This is a genomic window from Clostridium sp. (assembly GCF_036569345.1).
GTDB lineage: Bacteria > Bacillota > Clostridia > Clostridiales > Clostridiaceae > Clostridium_AD.
The window spans coordinates 42,483-57,843 of the sequence record NZ_DATCQT010000131.1 but is presented as its reverse complement, the minus strand read 5'-3'; the positions used below and the strand labels follow the sequence as shown (position 1 = coordinate 57,843).

The 15,361-nt window shown below is 28.8% G+C and carries 15 protein-coding genes; 7 read left to right on the top strand and 8 right to left on the bottom strand.

The window, feature by feature from the left end; all coding sequences use genetic code 11:
- Positions 1-158: 158 nt before the first annotated feature.
- The gene (locus VIM70_RS12720) at positions 159-302 is read right to left on the bottom strand and encodes a hypothetical protein (RefSeq protein ID WP_331946137.1); all 144 of its coding nucleotides are present in this window, start codon (positions 300-302) and stop codon (positions 159-161) included.
- Positions 303-534: 232 nt separating this feature from the next.
- On the opposite strand from VIM70_RS12720, the gene VIM70_RS12715 reads away from it, so the two are divergent.
- The 3 genes from VIM70_RS12715 to VIM70_RS12705 all read left to right on the top strand — a co-directional run bounded on the left by VIM70_RS12715 (position 535) and on the right by VIM70_RS12705 (position 2,563).
- Positions 535-1,029: a hypothetical protein gene (locus VIM70_RS12715; RefSeq protein WP_331946136.1), complete on the top strand. Its 495-nt coding sequence runs from the start codon at positions 535-537 to the stop codon at positions 1,027-1,029.
- 20 nt (positions 1,030-1,049) lie between these two features.
- Positions 1,050-1,880 (top strand): type I phosphomannose isomerase catalytic subunit, encoded by an 831-nt coding sequence (locus tag VIM70_RS12710; protein ID WP_331946135.1) that lies wholly within the window; start codon positions 1,050-1,052, stop codon positions 1,878-1,880.
- 173 nt (positions 1,881-2,053) lie between these two features.
- Positions 2,054-2,563 carry a peptidylprolyl isomerase gene (locus VIM70_RS12705; RefSeq protein WP_331946139.1) on the top strand — a complete coding sequence of 170 codons (510 nt, stop codon included), beginning with the start codon at positions 2,054-2,056 and terminating at the stop codon, positions 2,561-2,563.
- 165 nt (positions 2,564-2,728) lie between these two features.
- Here VIM70_RS12705 and VIM70_RS12700 read toward each other — a convergent pair whose 3' ends face one another.
- Positions 2,729-3,166: a hypothetical protein gene (locus tag VIM70_RS12700; RefSeq protein ID WP_331946134.1), complete on the bottom strand. Its 438-nt coding sequence runs from the start codon at positions 3,164-3,166 to the stop codon at positions 2,729-2,731.
- A 388-nt stretch (positions 3,167-3,554) separates the two neighbouring features.
- On the opposite strand from VIM70_RS12700, the gene VIM70_RS12695 reads away from it, so the two are divergent.
- The gene (locus VIM70_RS12695) at positions 3,555-4,637 is read left to right on the top strand and encodes a serine/threonine-protein kinase (RefSeq protein ID WP_331946133.1); all 1,083 of its coding nucleotides are present in this window, start codon (positions 3,555-3,557) and stop codon (positions 4,635-4,637) included.
- A 44-nt stretch (positions 4,638-4,681) separates the two neighbouring features.
- Here the strand turns inward: VIM70_RS12695 and VIM70_RS12690 are convergent, their stop codons facing one another.
- The 6 genes from VIM70_RS12690 to VIM70_RS12665 form a co-directional block, all read right to left on the bottom strand.
- Positions 4,682-5,776 carry a DUF3810 domain-containing protein gene (locus VIM70_RS12690; protein WP_331946132.1) on the bottom strand — a complete coding sequence of 365 codons (1,095 nt, stop codon included), beginning with the start codon at positions 5,774-5,776 and terminating at the stop codon, positions 4,682-4,684.
- A 60-nt stretch (positions 5,777-5,836) separates the two neighbouring features.
- The gene (gene mscL, locus VIM70_RS12685) at positions 5,837-6,232 is read right to left on the bottom strand and encodes a large-conductance mechanosensitive channel protein MscL (RefSeq protein WP_333783846.1); all 396 of its coding nucleotides are present in this window, start codon (positions 6,230-6,232) and stop codon (positions 5,837-5,839) included.
- A gap of 178 nt (positions 6,233-6,410) precedes the next feature.
- Positions 6,411-7,511 (bottom strand): endospore germination permease, encoded by a 1,101-nt coding sequence (locus tag VIM70_RS12680; protein WP_331946130.1) that lies wholly within the window; start codon positions 7,509-7,511, stop codon positions 6,411-6,413.
- Positions 7,512-7,559: 48 nt separating this feature from the next.
- A complete protein-coding gene (locus VIM70_RS12675) occupies positions 7,560-7,775 on the bottom strand; it encodes a hypothetical protein (RefSeq protein ID WP_331946129.1) in 216 nt (71 codons plus the stop codon).
- 18 nt (positions 7,776-7,793) lie between these two features.
- A complete protein-coding gene (locus VIM70_RS12670; RefSeq protein ID WP_331946128.1) occupies positions 7,794-8,921 on the bottom strand; it encodes a Ger(x)C family spore germination protein in 1,128 nt (375 codons plus the stop codon).
- 43 nt (positions 8,922-8,964) lie between these two features.
- A complete protein-coding gene (locus tag VIM70_RS12665) occupies positions 8,965-10,443 on the bottom strand; it encodes a spore germination protein (RefSeq protein ID WP_331946127.1) in 1,479 nt (492 codons plus the stop codon).
- Between the two features lie 252 nt (positions 10,444-10,695).
- Between VIM70_RS12665 and VIM70_RS12660 the strand changes: the two genes are divergently transcribed.
- From VIM70_RS12660 to VIM70_RS12650, 3 genes are all read left to right on the top strand, one after another.
- Positions 10,696-10,860: a zinc-ribbon domain-containing protein gene (locus tag VIM70_RS12660; RefSeq protein WP_331946126.1), complete on the top strand. Its 165-nt coding sequence runs from the start codon at positions 10,696-10,698 to the stop codon at positions 10,858-10,860.
- 151 nt (positions 10,861-11,011) lie between these two features.
- Positions 11,012-13,795, top strand: coding sequence for a bifunctional diguanylate cyclase/phosphodiesterase (locus VIM70_RS12655; RefSeq protein WP_331946125.1), 2,784 nt, complete (start codon positions 11,012-11,014; stop codon positions 13,793-13,795).
- 173 nt (positions 13,796-13,968) lie between these two features.
- Positions 13,969-15,330, top strand: a complete 1,362-nt coding sequence (locus tag VIM70_RS12650; protein WP_331946124.1) for an MATE family efflux transporter — start codon at positions 13,969-13,971, stop codon at positions 15,328-15,330.
- Positions 15,331-15,361 lie beyond the last annotated feature (31 nt).

The following is a 15,361-nucleotide window of genomic DNA, read 5'->3' as shown; positions in this document are numbered from 1 at the left end:
ATTCTTTTGTGTAATTTCTTTATTTATCATATTTAAATTATACATCAAAAGTGGATCCCTCGGGACCCACTTTTGTATTTGGAAAAGAAAAAAAGAGCCATCTCGCTGTAGAAATCACTTTCTATTTTGAGACAGCCCCTTCATAGTGTCAAGTAAAATCATTCTATTTTACTTCCTTCTGAAGCAGCTTGGATTTTTTCATCGCTACCAAGTTTTTTAGGTAATCTAGCATCATCATTTTTCTTGATTATAATTTGCTCCTGAGTAGTGTAATTATAATTTTTTGAATCTTTTCTCGCCATAGATATTGCCACCTTTCTAAATTTTAATAAACTGCTTAATTTATTTTTGTTTATATTAGTTTCTCCAACATTCAGAGTATAATGCCTTTTAAATATAACTAAAATATTCATGACATACTGTTTTTTACTGTCTACACTACTTTATTTTTTTGTAATGCATAATAAGATAATTTAGTTTATAATATTATGTATACTAAATGTTATTAAAAGATTAAAATTCGAGGTGATAAACATGGATAGGACATCCTTAAAAGCATCAATAGTAATTGCAATTATAGGAATAGTTTTGATAGCTATTGTATATTTTAGACCCATAAATATTGAAAGAAATTATAGTGGATATATGTATGCTGAGAATGGCGGAGTTGAAAAAACAACAGAAGTTAAACTTGTGGGAGAGTTAAAAAAGAAATTATCATTAAATTATATATTTACTGGAAGCATTGAGGTTGATGGTATTAAAAAACCAGTTATTGCAAATAGAATATGGGCTAAAAACAATATTTTTAAAACTATGGGATATAGTAATTTCATAGAAACCAAAGATAGTAAGACAGGCCAATATGAAGTTGTTGGAACAGTTAATATATCAAATAACTTCGATGAAATACTTATAAGGTTGGATGAAATAGACAGTAAATATAATGGCAAATTTAATATTTGTGGTCCTAGTAGTACTAAAGAAGAGGCAAAAGCGATTACAATAAATATGGAAAAAAGTAATTAAGAGTTATTGGAGGAATTATAATGTCTAGAAAATTAATTTTAAAATTAAAACCATATTTAAGTGAAAAAATATGGGGGTGGGAGAAATGGGTACTTTCATGCCATGAAGATGGAAAATCTACAATCGAAGAAGGAATTTATAAAGGAAAAGAATTATCTGAAATTTTAGGATGTGGCAGTAATTTTCCTATATTAAATAAAATTATAAAAGCAGAGGATACATTATCAGTACAAGTACATCCAAATGATGATTATGCCAAAAGGGTTGAAAACTCAAATGGGAAAACAGAGTGTTGGTATATATTAGAAGCAAAAGAAGGTGCAACTTTAGTATCTGGAATAAAGAAAGGCCTAAATAAAGAGAAGTTAAGGAAAATTATACAAGAAGGCAAGTTAGAAGATTATTTGGATAGAATTAATATTAAAAGAGGAGATTTCATCTATATACCAGCGGGTACTGTACATGCTATAGAATCAGGGGTAAAGCTTATTGAGGTACAACAAAATAGCAATATCACTTATAGACTTCATGACTGGGGACGAGGACGTGAAGTGCATATTGAAAAATCATTAGACGTGATAGATTATGAAGGGAAGAATAAAGGTGGCAAAATTGATAAATTTGATAAATTAGAGACACCTTATTTCAAAGTGGAGAAAGTTATTGTTCACAATAGTTATGCAGACAAGGTTAATGAGAGTTTTCATAGCTATACGGTAATATGTGGGGAGGGGGTTATAAGAGCTAATAAAAACACAATAGAATTAAAAAATGAAGAAACAATTTATATAGCAAACGGAATAGAGTATATACTTGAAGGAAATATGGAATTAATTAAATCTAGCGTGTAGTGTTAATGCTATGCGAGATAAAAGGGAGCATTTTGAAAATGAAAAAGATAAAGTTTATGAAAAAAACAATGGTGTTATTTACTTTAATTTTTGTAATTTTTGTAGGAGGGTGTGGTAATAAGGTTGGTAGTGCTACTAAAGCAACAGAAAAAGGAGCTAATGACAAAAATCCAATGGTCACTATAGTAATGGAAGATAACTCAATTATAAAGATAGAATTATATCCCGAAATCGCGCCTAATACAGTTAGAAACTTTGTTTCACTAGTTCAGAGTGGTTTTTATAATGGATTAATTTTTCATAGAGTAATACCAGGTTTTATGGTGCAAGGTGGGGACCCAGAAGGAACAGGCACTGGTGGACCCGGTTATGAAATTAGTGGTGAGTTTAGCGGAAATGGGTTTAAGAATGCTTTAAAACATGAGAGGGGAGTAATCTCCATGGCTAGAAGTAGTGAGCCTAACACAGGAGGCTCACAATTTTTTATAATGGTTAAAGATAGAAGCGATTTAGATGGTCAATATGCTACGTTTGGTAAGGTTACAGAAGGCATGGCAGCAGTAGATAAAATAGTTTCTGTAAAGACTGGTGATAATGACAAACCTATAAAAGATCAAAAGATGAAAAAAGTTACTGTGGACACATTTGGAGTAAAATATGGTGAAGTAGAAAAAGTAAAATAAAATAACAAGAAATTGAAAGATAATGGAGCAGACTTAAAAGGTACACATTCCTATAAAATATATTTATAGGAATGTGTACCTTTTTTATAAAAAAATCGGGTTATAGCTTTTATCATAGATGAAACCAGTATGGCTACATGTAGAAAATTATATTAATAATTTATGTTACATAGCACATATATTTTGATTACTGTAAACTGTCACAAATTTAATAGAGTATATATCACACATTATTAAATTATTTGTACTACTTTCTTTAAGGACAATAAAACTAATTCCAACCTCTTGTAAAGTGCCTTGTCTATCTTGGAAAGTGCTAGTTCCAAGTAAGAAATCTACTTTTACATATTTACCTATTTGAGATTGCAACCAGCCTTGATTATAGAGTGGATTATTTACTATAGGCGAGGTAGGTGCAATTTCATAGTCTGGGCTAGTAGCAGAGCTTCCAGGTTTAGCAACAGGTGGGGTGGACATAGGATTTTGTCTTTCATCATCATTCATACCAAATCTTGGCATAGGTGTCATTGGAGGTTCTGAAAAGATAGGATTAGTATTCCACTTTGAGGATTGATCAAAATTGTTAGGTGGTGATATAAACATAAAATATCCTCCTTATAAAATTATATTAAATTATTATATAAAGCATTGTGAGTAATGTCCATCAAATCGCTTTATTGTATTATTATATTCAGAATGTTAATAATAGTACTTAAAATAAAGAAATTTTTTTATTTACAAGAAATAGTAAACATTATTAACTATTTATTAACTATATTGTAAAAATACTATGAATTTTATAAAGATTTTAATGCTAATCATTTTGTAATATTTTTGTAATGTTTAATTTAAACAACTAGCAAATGCAAAGAAAATTTGGTATAATCATCTTGGATTTATATTCTCATTTGCTGATATATTATTAACAAATGTAGAATAATATAAAATATCAGATGGACAAGCTATGAGACATTTATACAAGAGGTGAATTATGCTAATTAGTGGAGATGTATTAGATAAAAAATATGAGGTAATTAGAATTTTAGGCAAGGGTGGAATGGGCGTAGTTTACTTATGTAAAAATAAAAGACTTGGGAACCTTTGGGCAATTAAAGAAGTAAAACAAGATACAAAAAATATAGATACTTTCACAGAAGCAAACATTTTAAAGGATCTAAACCATCCAGGTATCCGGAGAATAGTTTATACATTCTATGCGAATAATAATTTTTATATGGTTCAAGACTATGTAGAGGGTCAAACGCTTAAGGAGTATGTTAAGGTAAATGGTAAAATGCAAATAGAAAAAATTTGCAATATTACATGTGATTTATGTAATATTGTAGATTATTTACATAATCTAAATCCATCTATCATATATAGGGATATAAAACCATCTAATATAATGATAACGACCAATGAAAAAGTCGTTTTAATTGATTTTGGAATTTCAAAGATTTATAAGAATGACAGGTCTCAAGATACGCTATGTGCAGGTTCAAATGGATATGCAGCTCCAGAACAATATGGGGTGGGCAAATGCTGCAAGCAAACAGATATATATGGGATTGGGATGTTACTGTATTTTATGGTTAAAGGAAGGTCTCCTTTAACTGGTGTTGAACCCCTTTTGGATGAAAGTTATGAAGCAAATTTCAATAATGATCTAAAAATAATAATGCAGAAGTGTGTTAAAATAGATGTTAAAGATCGATATACTTCAGTTGAGACATTAAAAAATGAAATTTTAGAAGTAATAAAAAAAGAAAAAAAAGAAAAAAAAATGATTTTAGGTGACTATATTATAAGCACAAATATTTATAAAAAAGTTAAAACTAAAGTTACAAATAAAATTAAAAATAAAGGTAGAATTATAAATAGTAATAATGGCTTTTTATATATTATAGTTGTAATTTTAGCATGTATTTATATTTTGAATGGGAATAGAAGAGAAAGTGATGTTATGAATTTGGTAGATAAAACAGAACTTATAAACCCCATAGTAGGTTCGGAAAATATTGAGCAAGGTATTATTAAGGAATTTATAAAATCTATTAAGGAATCAAGTAAATGATTCCTTAAATACCACGTCTATTTATAGGTGGGTTATTTAAGGAATCACTTTTTTCTGTAAGCAGCGAGAAGTAAGTCCACCATTGCACCATAGCTTTTTGTTCCAGATTGTTGATTTTGAGATTTAAGATATGTGTCATTAATTTTGTCGTTTATTTTTTCTACGGGACCAGAATACAACTCCCAAAATTCTTGGTCGTACTTAAAGTCACTAAGTACAGCGGGGCTACATGTCAAAAGCAAATCTTTATATTTTCTAGGATCAATTTTTTGTAATGCATTAAATGAATAAGATAATGCCGCAAGTATTCCAGAATATTGAAAGTTGATATCAGGATGATTTATACAGACTATATATGCTATATAGTTTGCTTCGTCTTCCTTGGCAAACCCTCTTTGATGAGCCATTTCGTGGGCAGCAGTAAATGGAAGATCGGAATCGGGTTGAGCCATATTAATATTTGCTTCATTAGTAAAAGGAAAATAAAAACCTGTAATTCCCGTATAACTCATTGGAATTGAGAGAACTATAGCCTTAGGTGACCCATAGTTACCTTTTAATTGCGTAAATTGTTTTGAAATTTTATCATAACCAAGATGAGCGGTTTTTAGTATATACTTTTTATTATAGGGCAGTTCCATTACTCCGTACTTGTTTTCTTTTATTTTTACTCTTAGAGAATTTGAATTATTTATAAGACTTTCACAAAGCAAAGCAAGCTCATTTGAAGATGATGGACGTACATTTAACTGAAATATTTTATCTAATGTAAGTCTTTGATAATTAAATCCCCACAAAATCTGGAATGAAAAATATATTACTCCGAATGTAGCAAGTATATTTAAAAAAAAATTTCTTAAAATCTCAAATCTTTTATTTCTACATTTACATAACTTCAAAAATGTTTTTAAAATGTACCATAACATGAAAAATGAAAAACATATAATTATAAGCTCAGCAAGAGAAAAGGGTAAAAATCCGGTAATTGTACTTAAAATATTTGCAATTATTTTATAAAAAAATGAGGAATAGTATTTTTCAATAAAGTTAGGAAAGATTCTAGATAACTGAGTGGAAATAATTCCTAAGGGTAGAAGTAAGATTAATACTATTTGAGTTTTAGATGAAAATTTTTTCAAGATAAACCTCCTTTATATATAGAAAAGTTCTAAGTGGAATTTTTACTTGTAAAATTTATTTTAATGTTTTTCTCGTAGTAAGTCTCTAATTTCACTTAATAAAACTTCTTCATTTGAGGGTACAGAAGCGATAACTTTTTCAACTTTTTTCTTTTTAACAGAGTTTATAGCTTTTATAAATATAAAAAGTGCAAATGCTACTATTATAAAGTTTATAATAGCGTCAATAAATAAACCATATTTAATTGATACAGCTGCTCCGCCAGATATAGATGACGGCAAGTCATATTTTAGACTACTCAAACTAATTCTACCTAATAATATACCAAGTAAAGGCGTTATAAGATTTTCAACTAAGGCCGTAACTATTTTAGAAAATGCAGCACCTATAACCACAGCAATTGCTAAATCTAAAACATTTCCTTTAAGAGCAAATTCTTTAAATTCTTTCAACATATATAACACTTCCTTTCAAAGTATATTGTATCAATTTACACAAAGATTATCAAAATTTTTTTGTATAGAAAATAAGAGTTATAAATTGTATGCGTCTACAATTTCCAAAATTCATGTTTTTTAATAGTAAGTAAAGAAAAAGGAACACTGGCGTGGTCCTTTCTTCATGTTATAAAAATTATTTAATTAAATTTTTATTTGTTAAGTGCCTATTCTTAATCTCCGCCAAAATAAAAATAACAAAAGGTATTATAACTTCAAAAACAAAAGAATAATATGGGTATACATTGAAAGCCCAAAATGACATTTCCATGGTACTTTTGTAAATGATAAAAGAGAAACTTAACATCAAAAAAGATACAGGGGTTGCAATAAATTTGTAATCATTAAGCCCAAAAACTTTCACAATTCCATTACAAACTGCAAAAGCACATATGCTTGCTTTAACAAATACACAGACTAAGTATGCAATAACTACTGTAATTTCAAGTCTTTGAATCATAGGTCCTAGGTTAATAATGGTAGTTGACATGGCAGTCGGAAAATACATTCTAGACAGGGTTTCATTACCTAATACTAAAAGATTCCTTAATGTTGCTAAAAATATAATTCCTCCTCCTAGGAGTAGGCCTAATAGAAATGTTTTTTTGAAATTTCTAACTTTTGATATATTTGAAAATACCATTGTAAAAACTACGACTTCACCAAATGGAAAAGAAAAACTTGAGAAAGCACCTTTTAGAAGAGGCATGACGCCATTGTTTAATATTGGTTTTATTCTACTTATATTCATGTCAGAAATTAATAAAACAGTTATAAATAAAGATATTATAAACACAACCCAAATGAAAAATTCAGACCACCTTCCTAAAACTTCTATACCTTCTTTTATACTCCATATAATCAGTAGAGTGAAAAAAAGCATAGGTACTACTACTGGCGTATCGGCGAACACTAAAATATTAGTGAATTCCGATAGGTTTCTAAGAACTAAGGTTCCAAGATGAAAGGCGAACCATATCATTAGTATACTTATTATTTTACCTATAAACTTTCCCATAAGAATTTCAATAATGTCAAATAAATCTTTTCCAGGATATAAAGATAAAATTCTAGAGTACATAATTAATAATAGTATAGACCATGAAATAGCAATAATTACTGCAATCCATGCATCTTGTTTAGCAGCTCCTCCAGATCCTATTAAAAAAGTACTCCCAATTATGTAAAGTATAATAAGTATTACACCTTGCCTTTCAGAGATAATTTCATTTTTCATTTAAACCTCCCACACCATTTACTGTAACTGTAAACATTAATTAAAAAACTAATTGTTTTTGCCAAATATTGCAACTACAATATTTTTTATTCCATCTGATGGACTTGGTAACTCTACTCCTAAAGTTAGAAGAACACTTATTATCATTGAAAAAGTAATAAGAGAAAAATAAAATATTATTTTTCCACTATTTTTTTCTTTAAATAGTGGAACAGATTCAAAAATCATTACTATGACATATAAAATTATTACAAATAAAAACATCTATAAATTCTCCTTTAATTATTTCCCTATTATAATAGGTTTCATTGTTTTATTACTGCCCTTTATTTGCGCATGGACGTTAACTATAGTTTTTATGTTGGTAAAAATATCTATTCCATTATTTTTTAGATTCTCACTAACTTTTGGTTTTTCTTTCTTAAAGGTATCTTCAAAACCCAAAACATCGCTATTGTAATCTTTCTGGAATTTATTTATTAACTCTTGTACATTAGATTTAATGTTTTTTTCTGTTTCATCTTGAACTATTTTTATATTTTCTTCTGTCATAAAATCTGTAGTTCCTTGAATTTCATGTATACTTACAACAGGATATATATCGATTATCATTGATACGGTTCCATTATTATAAAGGGGCGTTAGTTTTGTTCTATTATCATTTATTTCTAAGGTTACATTGGTATTTGAACCTGAAACATTTTTTAAAACTATTAATCCTTGTTTTATTTTATTCTCAGCCAAAAGCATATATAGAGTTTCATCTCCATTTAGATAACCGATAAGCTTATCAGCCTTAAAAATAGCAGAACCTTCAATAAGAGGAGATATAATGCCAGCGTTTTGCTCATTTTTAACTGTAGCTACTGCTTGAGAGTTTCCAGGAGATGATAACCCATCTATAAATGACCATACCATTGAACCAGGAAATTTAGAAAGAACCTTCCAAGAATTCATGGTATCATCAAGATGGAAGGAAGTTACTTCATTAAGCTTAATTTTATATTCTAAAATTTCAGCAGCACTATTACCGTTTGCTATTAGTAGCCACATATCTGGTCTAACAAAGTTGGATCTATTCGTCCAATCAAGTACAGGAATAACACCTTCTTTTGCTATTGATTCACTTATTATAACCAATTTTGCATCACTCCAAAACAGCCTCAAACCAGTTATCTCTATGGCATTCCTTACTGCACTAAATATACTGTCACCTTCAGAGGTGAAAAGCTGAGAATTAATGATTGAAGAGACACCTTGAGATTGTGTGGTTACAATTTCAGTTGTAAGTATATATTTATTTGTTACAACATCTTTATCTATTGCTATACCAGCAACTATTGCTAATTGATCTATTTCCTTATAGTTCCAGCACCCGCATAATATAATGGGGCAGATAATTAAAATCAAAAATATCACAACTAATTTTTTTTTTTCATTTGTTTACCTTCCTTCATCTTTTTTTCATACGTTTTTTATTTTTAGAAAACATTTTTGGTCTTAAATACATATCCCACCAGGGGGCTCTAATTATCGTATCTTTTATATCTTGAGTGGAAAAAGAAGGGACGTTAAGCATATAAGGTATACCAAAGGAACGAATAGACATCATATGCAGTACTAAGCCCATTACACCAAAAATGTAACCATATAAACCTAGAAAAGAAGATAATAATAAAAAAATTATTCGTATTTCTACTATTCCTAAAATTTGGGGGAGCATAAGACTTGCAATTCCAGTTATAGCAGTAATTATTACCACAGGGGCACTTACTAGGCTTGCATTAACAGCAGCATCACCAAGAACTAAGGTACCTACTATAGTAATAGCTCCACCAATATATTTGGGCATTCTAAGTCCTGCTTCTTTAAGTATCTCAAAAACTATCATCATAACCATAGTCTCTACAATTGATGGAAAAGGAGCACCTTTTCTTGCTGAGTATATACTTATAAGAAGTGGAGTAGGAATAAGTTCTTGATGGAATGTAACAAGTGCAACATATATGGCTGAAATACTAGTACCTATAAAAAAACATAGCCATCTTAGTAATCTAACAAAGGATGAAAATAAAAAGTTGTCATAATAGTCTTCGTTGCTCTGAAAAGCCTCTATAAAGATAGTTGGAAGAGTTAAAACAACAGGACTTCCATCGCAGATAACCGCAAATCTTCCCTCTAGAAGTTTACCTACTACCACATCTGGTCTTTCTGTATTTATAATAGTCCTAAAAGGAGAATAGGGAGCATCCTTAATAAGTTCTTCTATGTAACCAGAATCCAAAATACCATCAATATCAATATTATTAAGTCGCGTCATTAGCTCTTCATGTATAGGTTCCTGTGCTATGCCCTTTATATAACATACACATATTTGAGTTTTAGTTTGTTTACCAATTCTCATAAATTCGAATTTTAAGTTTGGATTAATAACTCGACGTCTTATAAGTGAAAGGTTTAAATTCATGGATTCAGTAAAACCTTCTCTTGGCCCCCTAACTATAGTTTCTGATTGAGGTTCTGAAATTGACCTGGTTTCCCAGCCAATTGTATTTATACAAATTGCTTCAGCAAAACCATCTATAAAAAGCATGCTTTTCCCATATATAATTCCATTGACAATTTCATCAAGAATGGAGGTTTTTTGATTGTCACCTGTTAAAAGCACTTTTTGCATTAAAACATCCATAATGTTGCTATTTATATCAGATATTTCACTTATTAAAATTGGTTTTATAATATTTTCATTAATTGTAGGCTTATTTGCCATTCCGTCGATGTAGATAAGCATACACTTAGTGTTAGCAAGTTTTCCTAGTGATAGCTCTCTAAATATAAGTGTTGTATCATTACTGAAGATATTTTTTATTAAAATAACATTTTCATTTAATGAATTTACTAGTTTTATATTTGAATAATCATTTGTATTCATAAATTTGACATCCTTTATATTAGAATAATTAACTTTATATAAATATTTTATCCAATACATAAATATTTTATCCAATACATAAATGATTATTTTATTGTTTTTTACCACTATTTATGGTAATATAAATTTATATTAGCTACTATATAGTGGTTATTACTGAGATTAAACTAGATAACAACATATCCTCTTTTTAGAATATAATTGTTAATCGGTTGATAGATCTTAATATTTGAAAAAGGAGGAATGTTTAAAATGGCAGATAAAACTTTAGTTTGTAAAGATTGTTCTAAAGAATTCGTATTCACTGAAGGTGAGCAAGAATTTTATAAAGAAAAAGGGTTCGACAATGAACCTCAAAGATGTGTTGATTGCAGAAGAGCAAGAAAACAACAAAATGATAATGGATTTAGAAGATAGTAGAAATTTCACTTATAACCCTATAGGATTAATCCTATAGGGTTATTTTTTTTGTATGGAATTACAAATATATATTTATGCCATCGTTGATGGTAAATATAGCATAATATTCATAAAAGTGTAGTATAATAATCATTGAGGAGGGGGTCAAATGATTAAAAAGAAAAATAAAGTTTGGTACAAGAAAACAAAATCATTAAAGTATTTTGTGGTCATATTTTTACCATTAATGATAATCTTAGTATCAGCATTATTTACAGTTAATAATTGGAAAATAAAAAAAGATAAGCAAATAATTATGGAAAGAGAAAATAGCATAGGTAAAATTACTAAATTAAATATTCAGACTATTTTTACGTCTGTAACTACAGATTTGAAAGGTATAAAGGACTCAGTTGAACTAAATAATTATGTTGATAATCCTACAAAAAAGAATCTCACTGAGCTAAATAAAATGTTAATGAGATTTAGTAAAAATAAAATATTTTATGATCAGTTAAGACTTATAGATATAAAAGGCATGGAGATAGCCAGGGTAAACTATAATGAGGGAAATGTGTATATAACTTCAGAAAATCAACTTAAAAACAAAAAAAATGAGGAGTATTTTAAGGGTACATCTAATTTAAAACCAGATGAAATATATGTTTCAAAATTCGATTTAAATGTGGAAAAAGGAAAAATAGAGGAGCCTATTAAACCTACAATACGATTTGGATTGCCAATATCAAGTAGTGAAGGTGAAAAGTCCGGTGTGTTAATTTTTAACTATTCAGGTCAAAATGTATTAGACATAATTAATAAGAATGTAAAACAACTTAATAAGTTTAATATTGAATTAATAAATTCTGATGGATTTTTTCTAAGAAGTATAGATGAAAAGAATAATTGGGGGTTCATGTATAAAGGTAAAGAAGCTTTATCATTTAAAAGTGAAAATAAAGATATGTGGGATATAACACGTCACAATGAACGTGGACAATTAGAAAATAAAAATGATATATATTATTATGATACAATTTACCCACTATCCAATATTAGAGATAAAAAAGACCCTAATTTTACTCGAAGTATTGGATATCCATATTGGAAAACTATCATTAGCTATCCTAGTGAGGAATTTAGTTTTATAAAGAGCTTAAGAGCGAATGGTTTTCTGGGAGTAGGCTATATATTCTTAATAATTGTCTTATTATGCTCTTCTTTAATTACTTATATATTATCTAAAAGGCAAGAAGAATTAAAAAGAATAAAGGCAGCAAGCAATGTTTTTGATAATTCCAAGGAAGCTATATTAGTTACAGATTCAGAAACTCATATTACATATGTGAATAAAGCATTTTTACATATTACAGGGTATAAAGAAACTGAGATCTTAGGGGTTAAGACTTCTGCTTTTAAATCAGGAAAACATGACGTTAACTTTTATAAAAACATGTGGAAAACTATAAAAATTTATGGGAATTGGCATGGTGAGATCTGGGACAGAAAGAAAAATGGAGAATTTTATCCTAAGTGGCTGAAGATACTCCAAATAAAAGGGGATAATGATAAGGAAATACAATATGTAGGTATTTTTGAAGATTTGACATTATTAAAGGAAAAAGAAAAAAGTATTAATATATTGAAAAATTATGATAGACTTACATCACTTCCTAATTTATCATTAATGAAACAGTTAATTAGTGAAAAAATTAATAGTAATTCTAATAGTAATGATTATAAATATAGTCTAGTATCATTAACAATTACAAATTATGATATTGTAAAAGCTGGATTGGGTTTAAAAAAAGCGGATGGCTTAATAATAACTTCGTTAAAAATAATAAATAGTCATATGAAGGACAATTTTATAATAGGTTCTCCAGGGAAAAATGAATTTATGATTCTTTTAGAAGATGATAAGAATGAAAATAATATATTAGAGTTCTCTTCTAATGTCTTAGAATTCTCTTCTAATATTTTAAATGGATTCAAAAATTCTTTTGTAATTGATGACCAGGAAATATACGTGCAAATAGCTATGGGAGTTGCAAGTTTTGATAATTACTTAGATACTGTAGAGTTAATAATCGAAAATGCTAATTTAGCAAAGCTATATGCAGCAGAGCAAGCCGAGAGTAACGTGCAGTTTTACAAGGATGATCTTAAGGAGAGATACCTAGAAGATATTAAAATGAAACATTTACTAAGAGGAGCATTAGATAATGGTGAATTATATTTAACTTATCAACCTCAAGTGGATTTGGTCACCGAGCAAATAGTGGGAGCAGAGGCCTTAATAAGATGGAAAAGTCCAGAACTTGGAAATATATCACCAGTTAAATTTATTCCTATTGCGGAGAAAACAGGGCTTATTTTGCCAATTGGTGAATGGGTTTTGGATGAAGCTTTAAGGCAAAATAAAAAGTGGAGAAGAGATAAGCTTAAACCTATTTTAATGGCAGTAAATATTTCTCCGGTGCAATTTAAGAAAGTAGATGTTTTTAAAATAACACAAGATACATTAAAAAAGTATGATTTATTAGGCGAATCACTTGAAATAGAGGTAACTGAAGGGCTACTTCTAGGTAATGATCCTGATATAATGGAACAGCTCGGTAATATTGATAAAATTGGGGTAAAACTTGCAATGGACGATTTTGGTACAGGTTATTCTTCTTTAAGTTACTTAAGAAAATTTAAATTTGATAAGATAAAGATAGATAGAGAATTTGTTAAAGATTATCCGGGAAATGATGATGGTACAATAGCAAAAACAATTATAAATTTATCTAAAAGTTTAGGGATCAAAGTGATAGCTGAAGGAGCGGAGACAAAACACCAAATTGATTTCTTAAAGGAAAATGAATGTGACCAAATTCAAGGATTTTATTATAGTCCCCCTGTATTACCAGAGGAGTTTGAAAAACTGCTTAAAAAAGATCGTTTTTAATTAGAATAAGAATATACAAGAAATAAGGGTGCCAAGGTTGGTATCCTTATTTTTTGTATTTTTATTTATAGATATATCTCAGTAGGATTTAATAGGTTGAAAAATTGTTCATTAAAATAGATTTAATTAATATACTTAATAATGAAAATTAATTATTAGGAGGTAGCTTACGTATGCTGAATAAGAATACAACCAATGAAGTTCTATGTATTTCGCTACCAGTAGTTGCAGAGATAACGATATATACGTTAATGTCTATTTTCGATCTAATGATCATTGGGAGATATGGGGGGAATATAGCAGTAAGTGCTGTGGGTTTAAGTAATAACTTAACAAATGCTTTTATAGGGGTATTTATTTCAGGGGGATTTTGTATAAGTATTGTTTCACTAGTTTCTAGATTAGTGGGCGCAAAACAGCATAAAACTGCTGAAAAATTTGCATCGATAGGATTTATTTTAGGTGTTGGCTTTTGTATAATTATTACAATTTTAGTTTTTTTCTTTGGTAAAGAGTTTTTATATATACTTGGAGCTAGGGATGAAATTTTGGAAATAGGATATTCATTTATAAAAATAAACTCTATAGCTATATTCTTTTCTATGAATATGAGGCTTTTAAATTCTATTTTAACAGGATATGGAAACACTTTTATACCATTTGTTTGTTCCTTAGTTGTAATTTCTTTTAAAATAATATTTAATTATTTATTAATTTTTGGGATTATGTTTAAGCCAAGGGGAATAGATGGATCAGCTATAGCCTCTACAATTGCATATTTATGTGGATTTACTTTTTCTTTTTATTATACCGTGTTTAAGTCAAAAATTAAGTTCAAACCTTTTTTTATATTTTTCATTTCTCTTAAAGATATAAAAAAGATATTATCCCTGGCTATTCCTTGCTCCATGGAAGAAGCAGCTTTTAGTATAAGCAAATTAATATGCGTTTCTATTATAATTCATTCTGGAAGTGTTGCATTTGCATCTGATGAAATAGCTAATATGATAGAAGGAATTTCAGTTATGCCAAGTATTGGATTTGGTATAGCTGTTATCACTTTAATAGGATTTAATGTAGGAAAAAAAGATTACAAAACAGCTCAAAGAGTTACTTATAACTGCGCTTTTTATTCTTTATTTATGATGAGCATATTTGCAATGATTTTCTTATTTATGCCCAATATTTTGGTGGATTTTTTTGTGAATGAAAATGAAAAGAAGGTTGCTTATTTAGCAGGAAGATGTCTTGCCATTGGAGCACTAGAGCAACCATTTATAGGTATATCATTAGTATTTGCTGGCGCGTTAAAAGGAATAGGAGATGTTAAGAGTCCGTTTTTCATTTCTCTTTTTACAAGTTGGTTTATCAGATTGCCATTAACATATTATTTTATTATTAGGCTAAAGTATCCAGTTACAGCGGTATGGTGGATTACTGCACTACAATGGGGAATAGATGCATTTTTTATGTTTATTCTTTTTAAATACAAATTCAATAAATTATCAAAAAACCGAAATCCAGTGGAATTATAATGAAAAAATATAATTACATAGAATAATCTAA

Excerpts from the sequence above, each read along its gene's own strand:
- VIM70_RS12720 (WP_331946137.1), bottom strand. The coding sequence starts at position 302 with ATGGCGAGAAAAGATTCAAAAAATTATAATTACACTACTCAGGAGCAA.
- VIM70_RS12715 (WP_331946136.1), top strand. The coding sequence starts at position 535 with ATGGATAGGACATCCTTAAAAGCATCAATAGTAATTGCAATTATAGGA.
- VIM70_RS12710 (WP_331946135.1), top strand. The coding sequence starts at position 1,050 with ATGTCTAGAAAATTAATTTTAAAATTAAAACCATATTTAAGTGAAAAA.
- VIM70_RS12705 (WP_331946139.1), top strand. The coding sequence starts at position 2,054 with ATGGTCACTATAGTAATGGAAGATAACTCAATTATAAAGATAGAATTA.
- VIM70_RS12700 (WP_331946134.1), bottom strand. The coding sequence starts at position 3,166 with ATGTTTATATCACCACCTAACAATTTTGATCAATCCTCAAAGTGGAAT.
- VIM70_RS12695 (WP_331946133.1), top strand. The coding sequence starts at position 3,555 with ATGCTAATTAGTGGAGATGTATTAGATAAAAAATATGAGGTAATTAGA.
- mscL (WP_333783846.1), bottom strand. The coding sequence starts at position 6,232 with ATGTTGAAAGAATTTAAAGAATTTGCTCTTAAAGGAAATGTTTTAGAT.
- VIM70_RS12680 (WP_331946130.1), bottom strand. The coding sequence starts at position 7,511 with ATGAAAAATGAAATTATCTCTGAAAGGCAAGGTGTAATACTTATTATA.
- VIM70_RS12675 (WP_331946129.1), bottom strand. The coding sequence starts at position 7,775 with ATGTTTTTATTTGTAATAATTTTATATGTCATAGTAATGATTTTTGAA.
- VIM70_RS12665 (WP_331946127.1), bottom strand. The coding sequence starts at position 10,443 with ATGAATACAAATGATTATTCAAATATAAAACTAGTAAATTCATTAAAT.
- VIM70_RS12660 (WP_331946126.1), top strand. The coding sequence starts at position 10,696 with ATGGCAGATAAAACTTTAGTTTGTAAAGATTGTTCTAAAGAATTCGTA.
- VIM70_RS12655 (WP_331946125.1), top strand. The coding sequence starts at position 11,012 with ATGATTAAAAAGAAAAATAAAGTTTGGTACAAGAAAACAAAATCATTA.
- VIM70_RS12650 (WP_331946124.1), top strand. The coding sequence starts at position 13,969 with ATGCTGAATAAGAATACAACCAATGAAGTTCTATGTATTTCGCTACCA.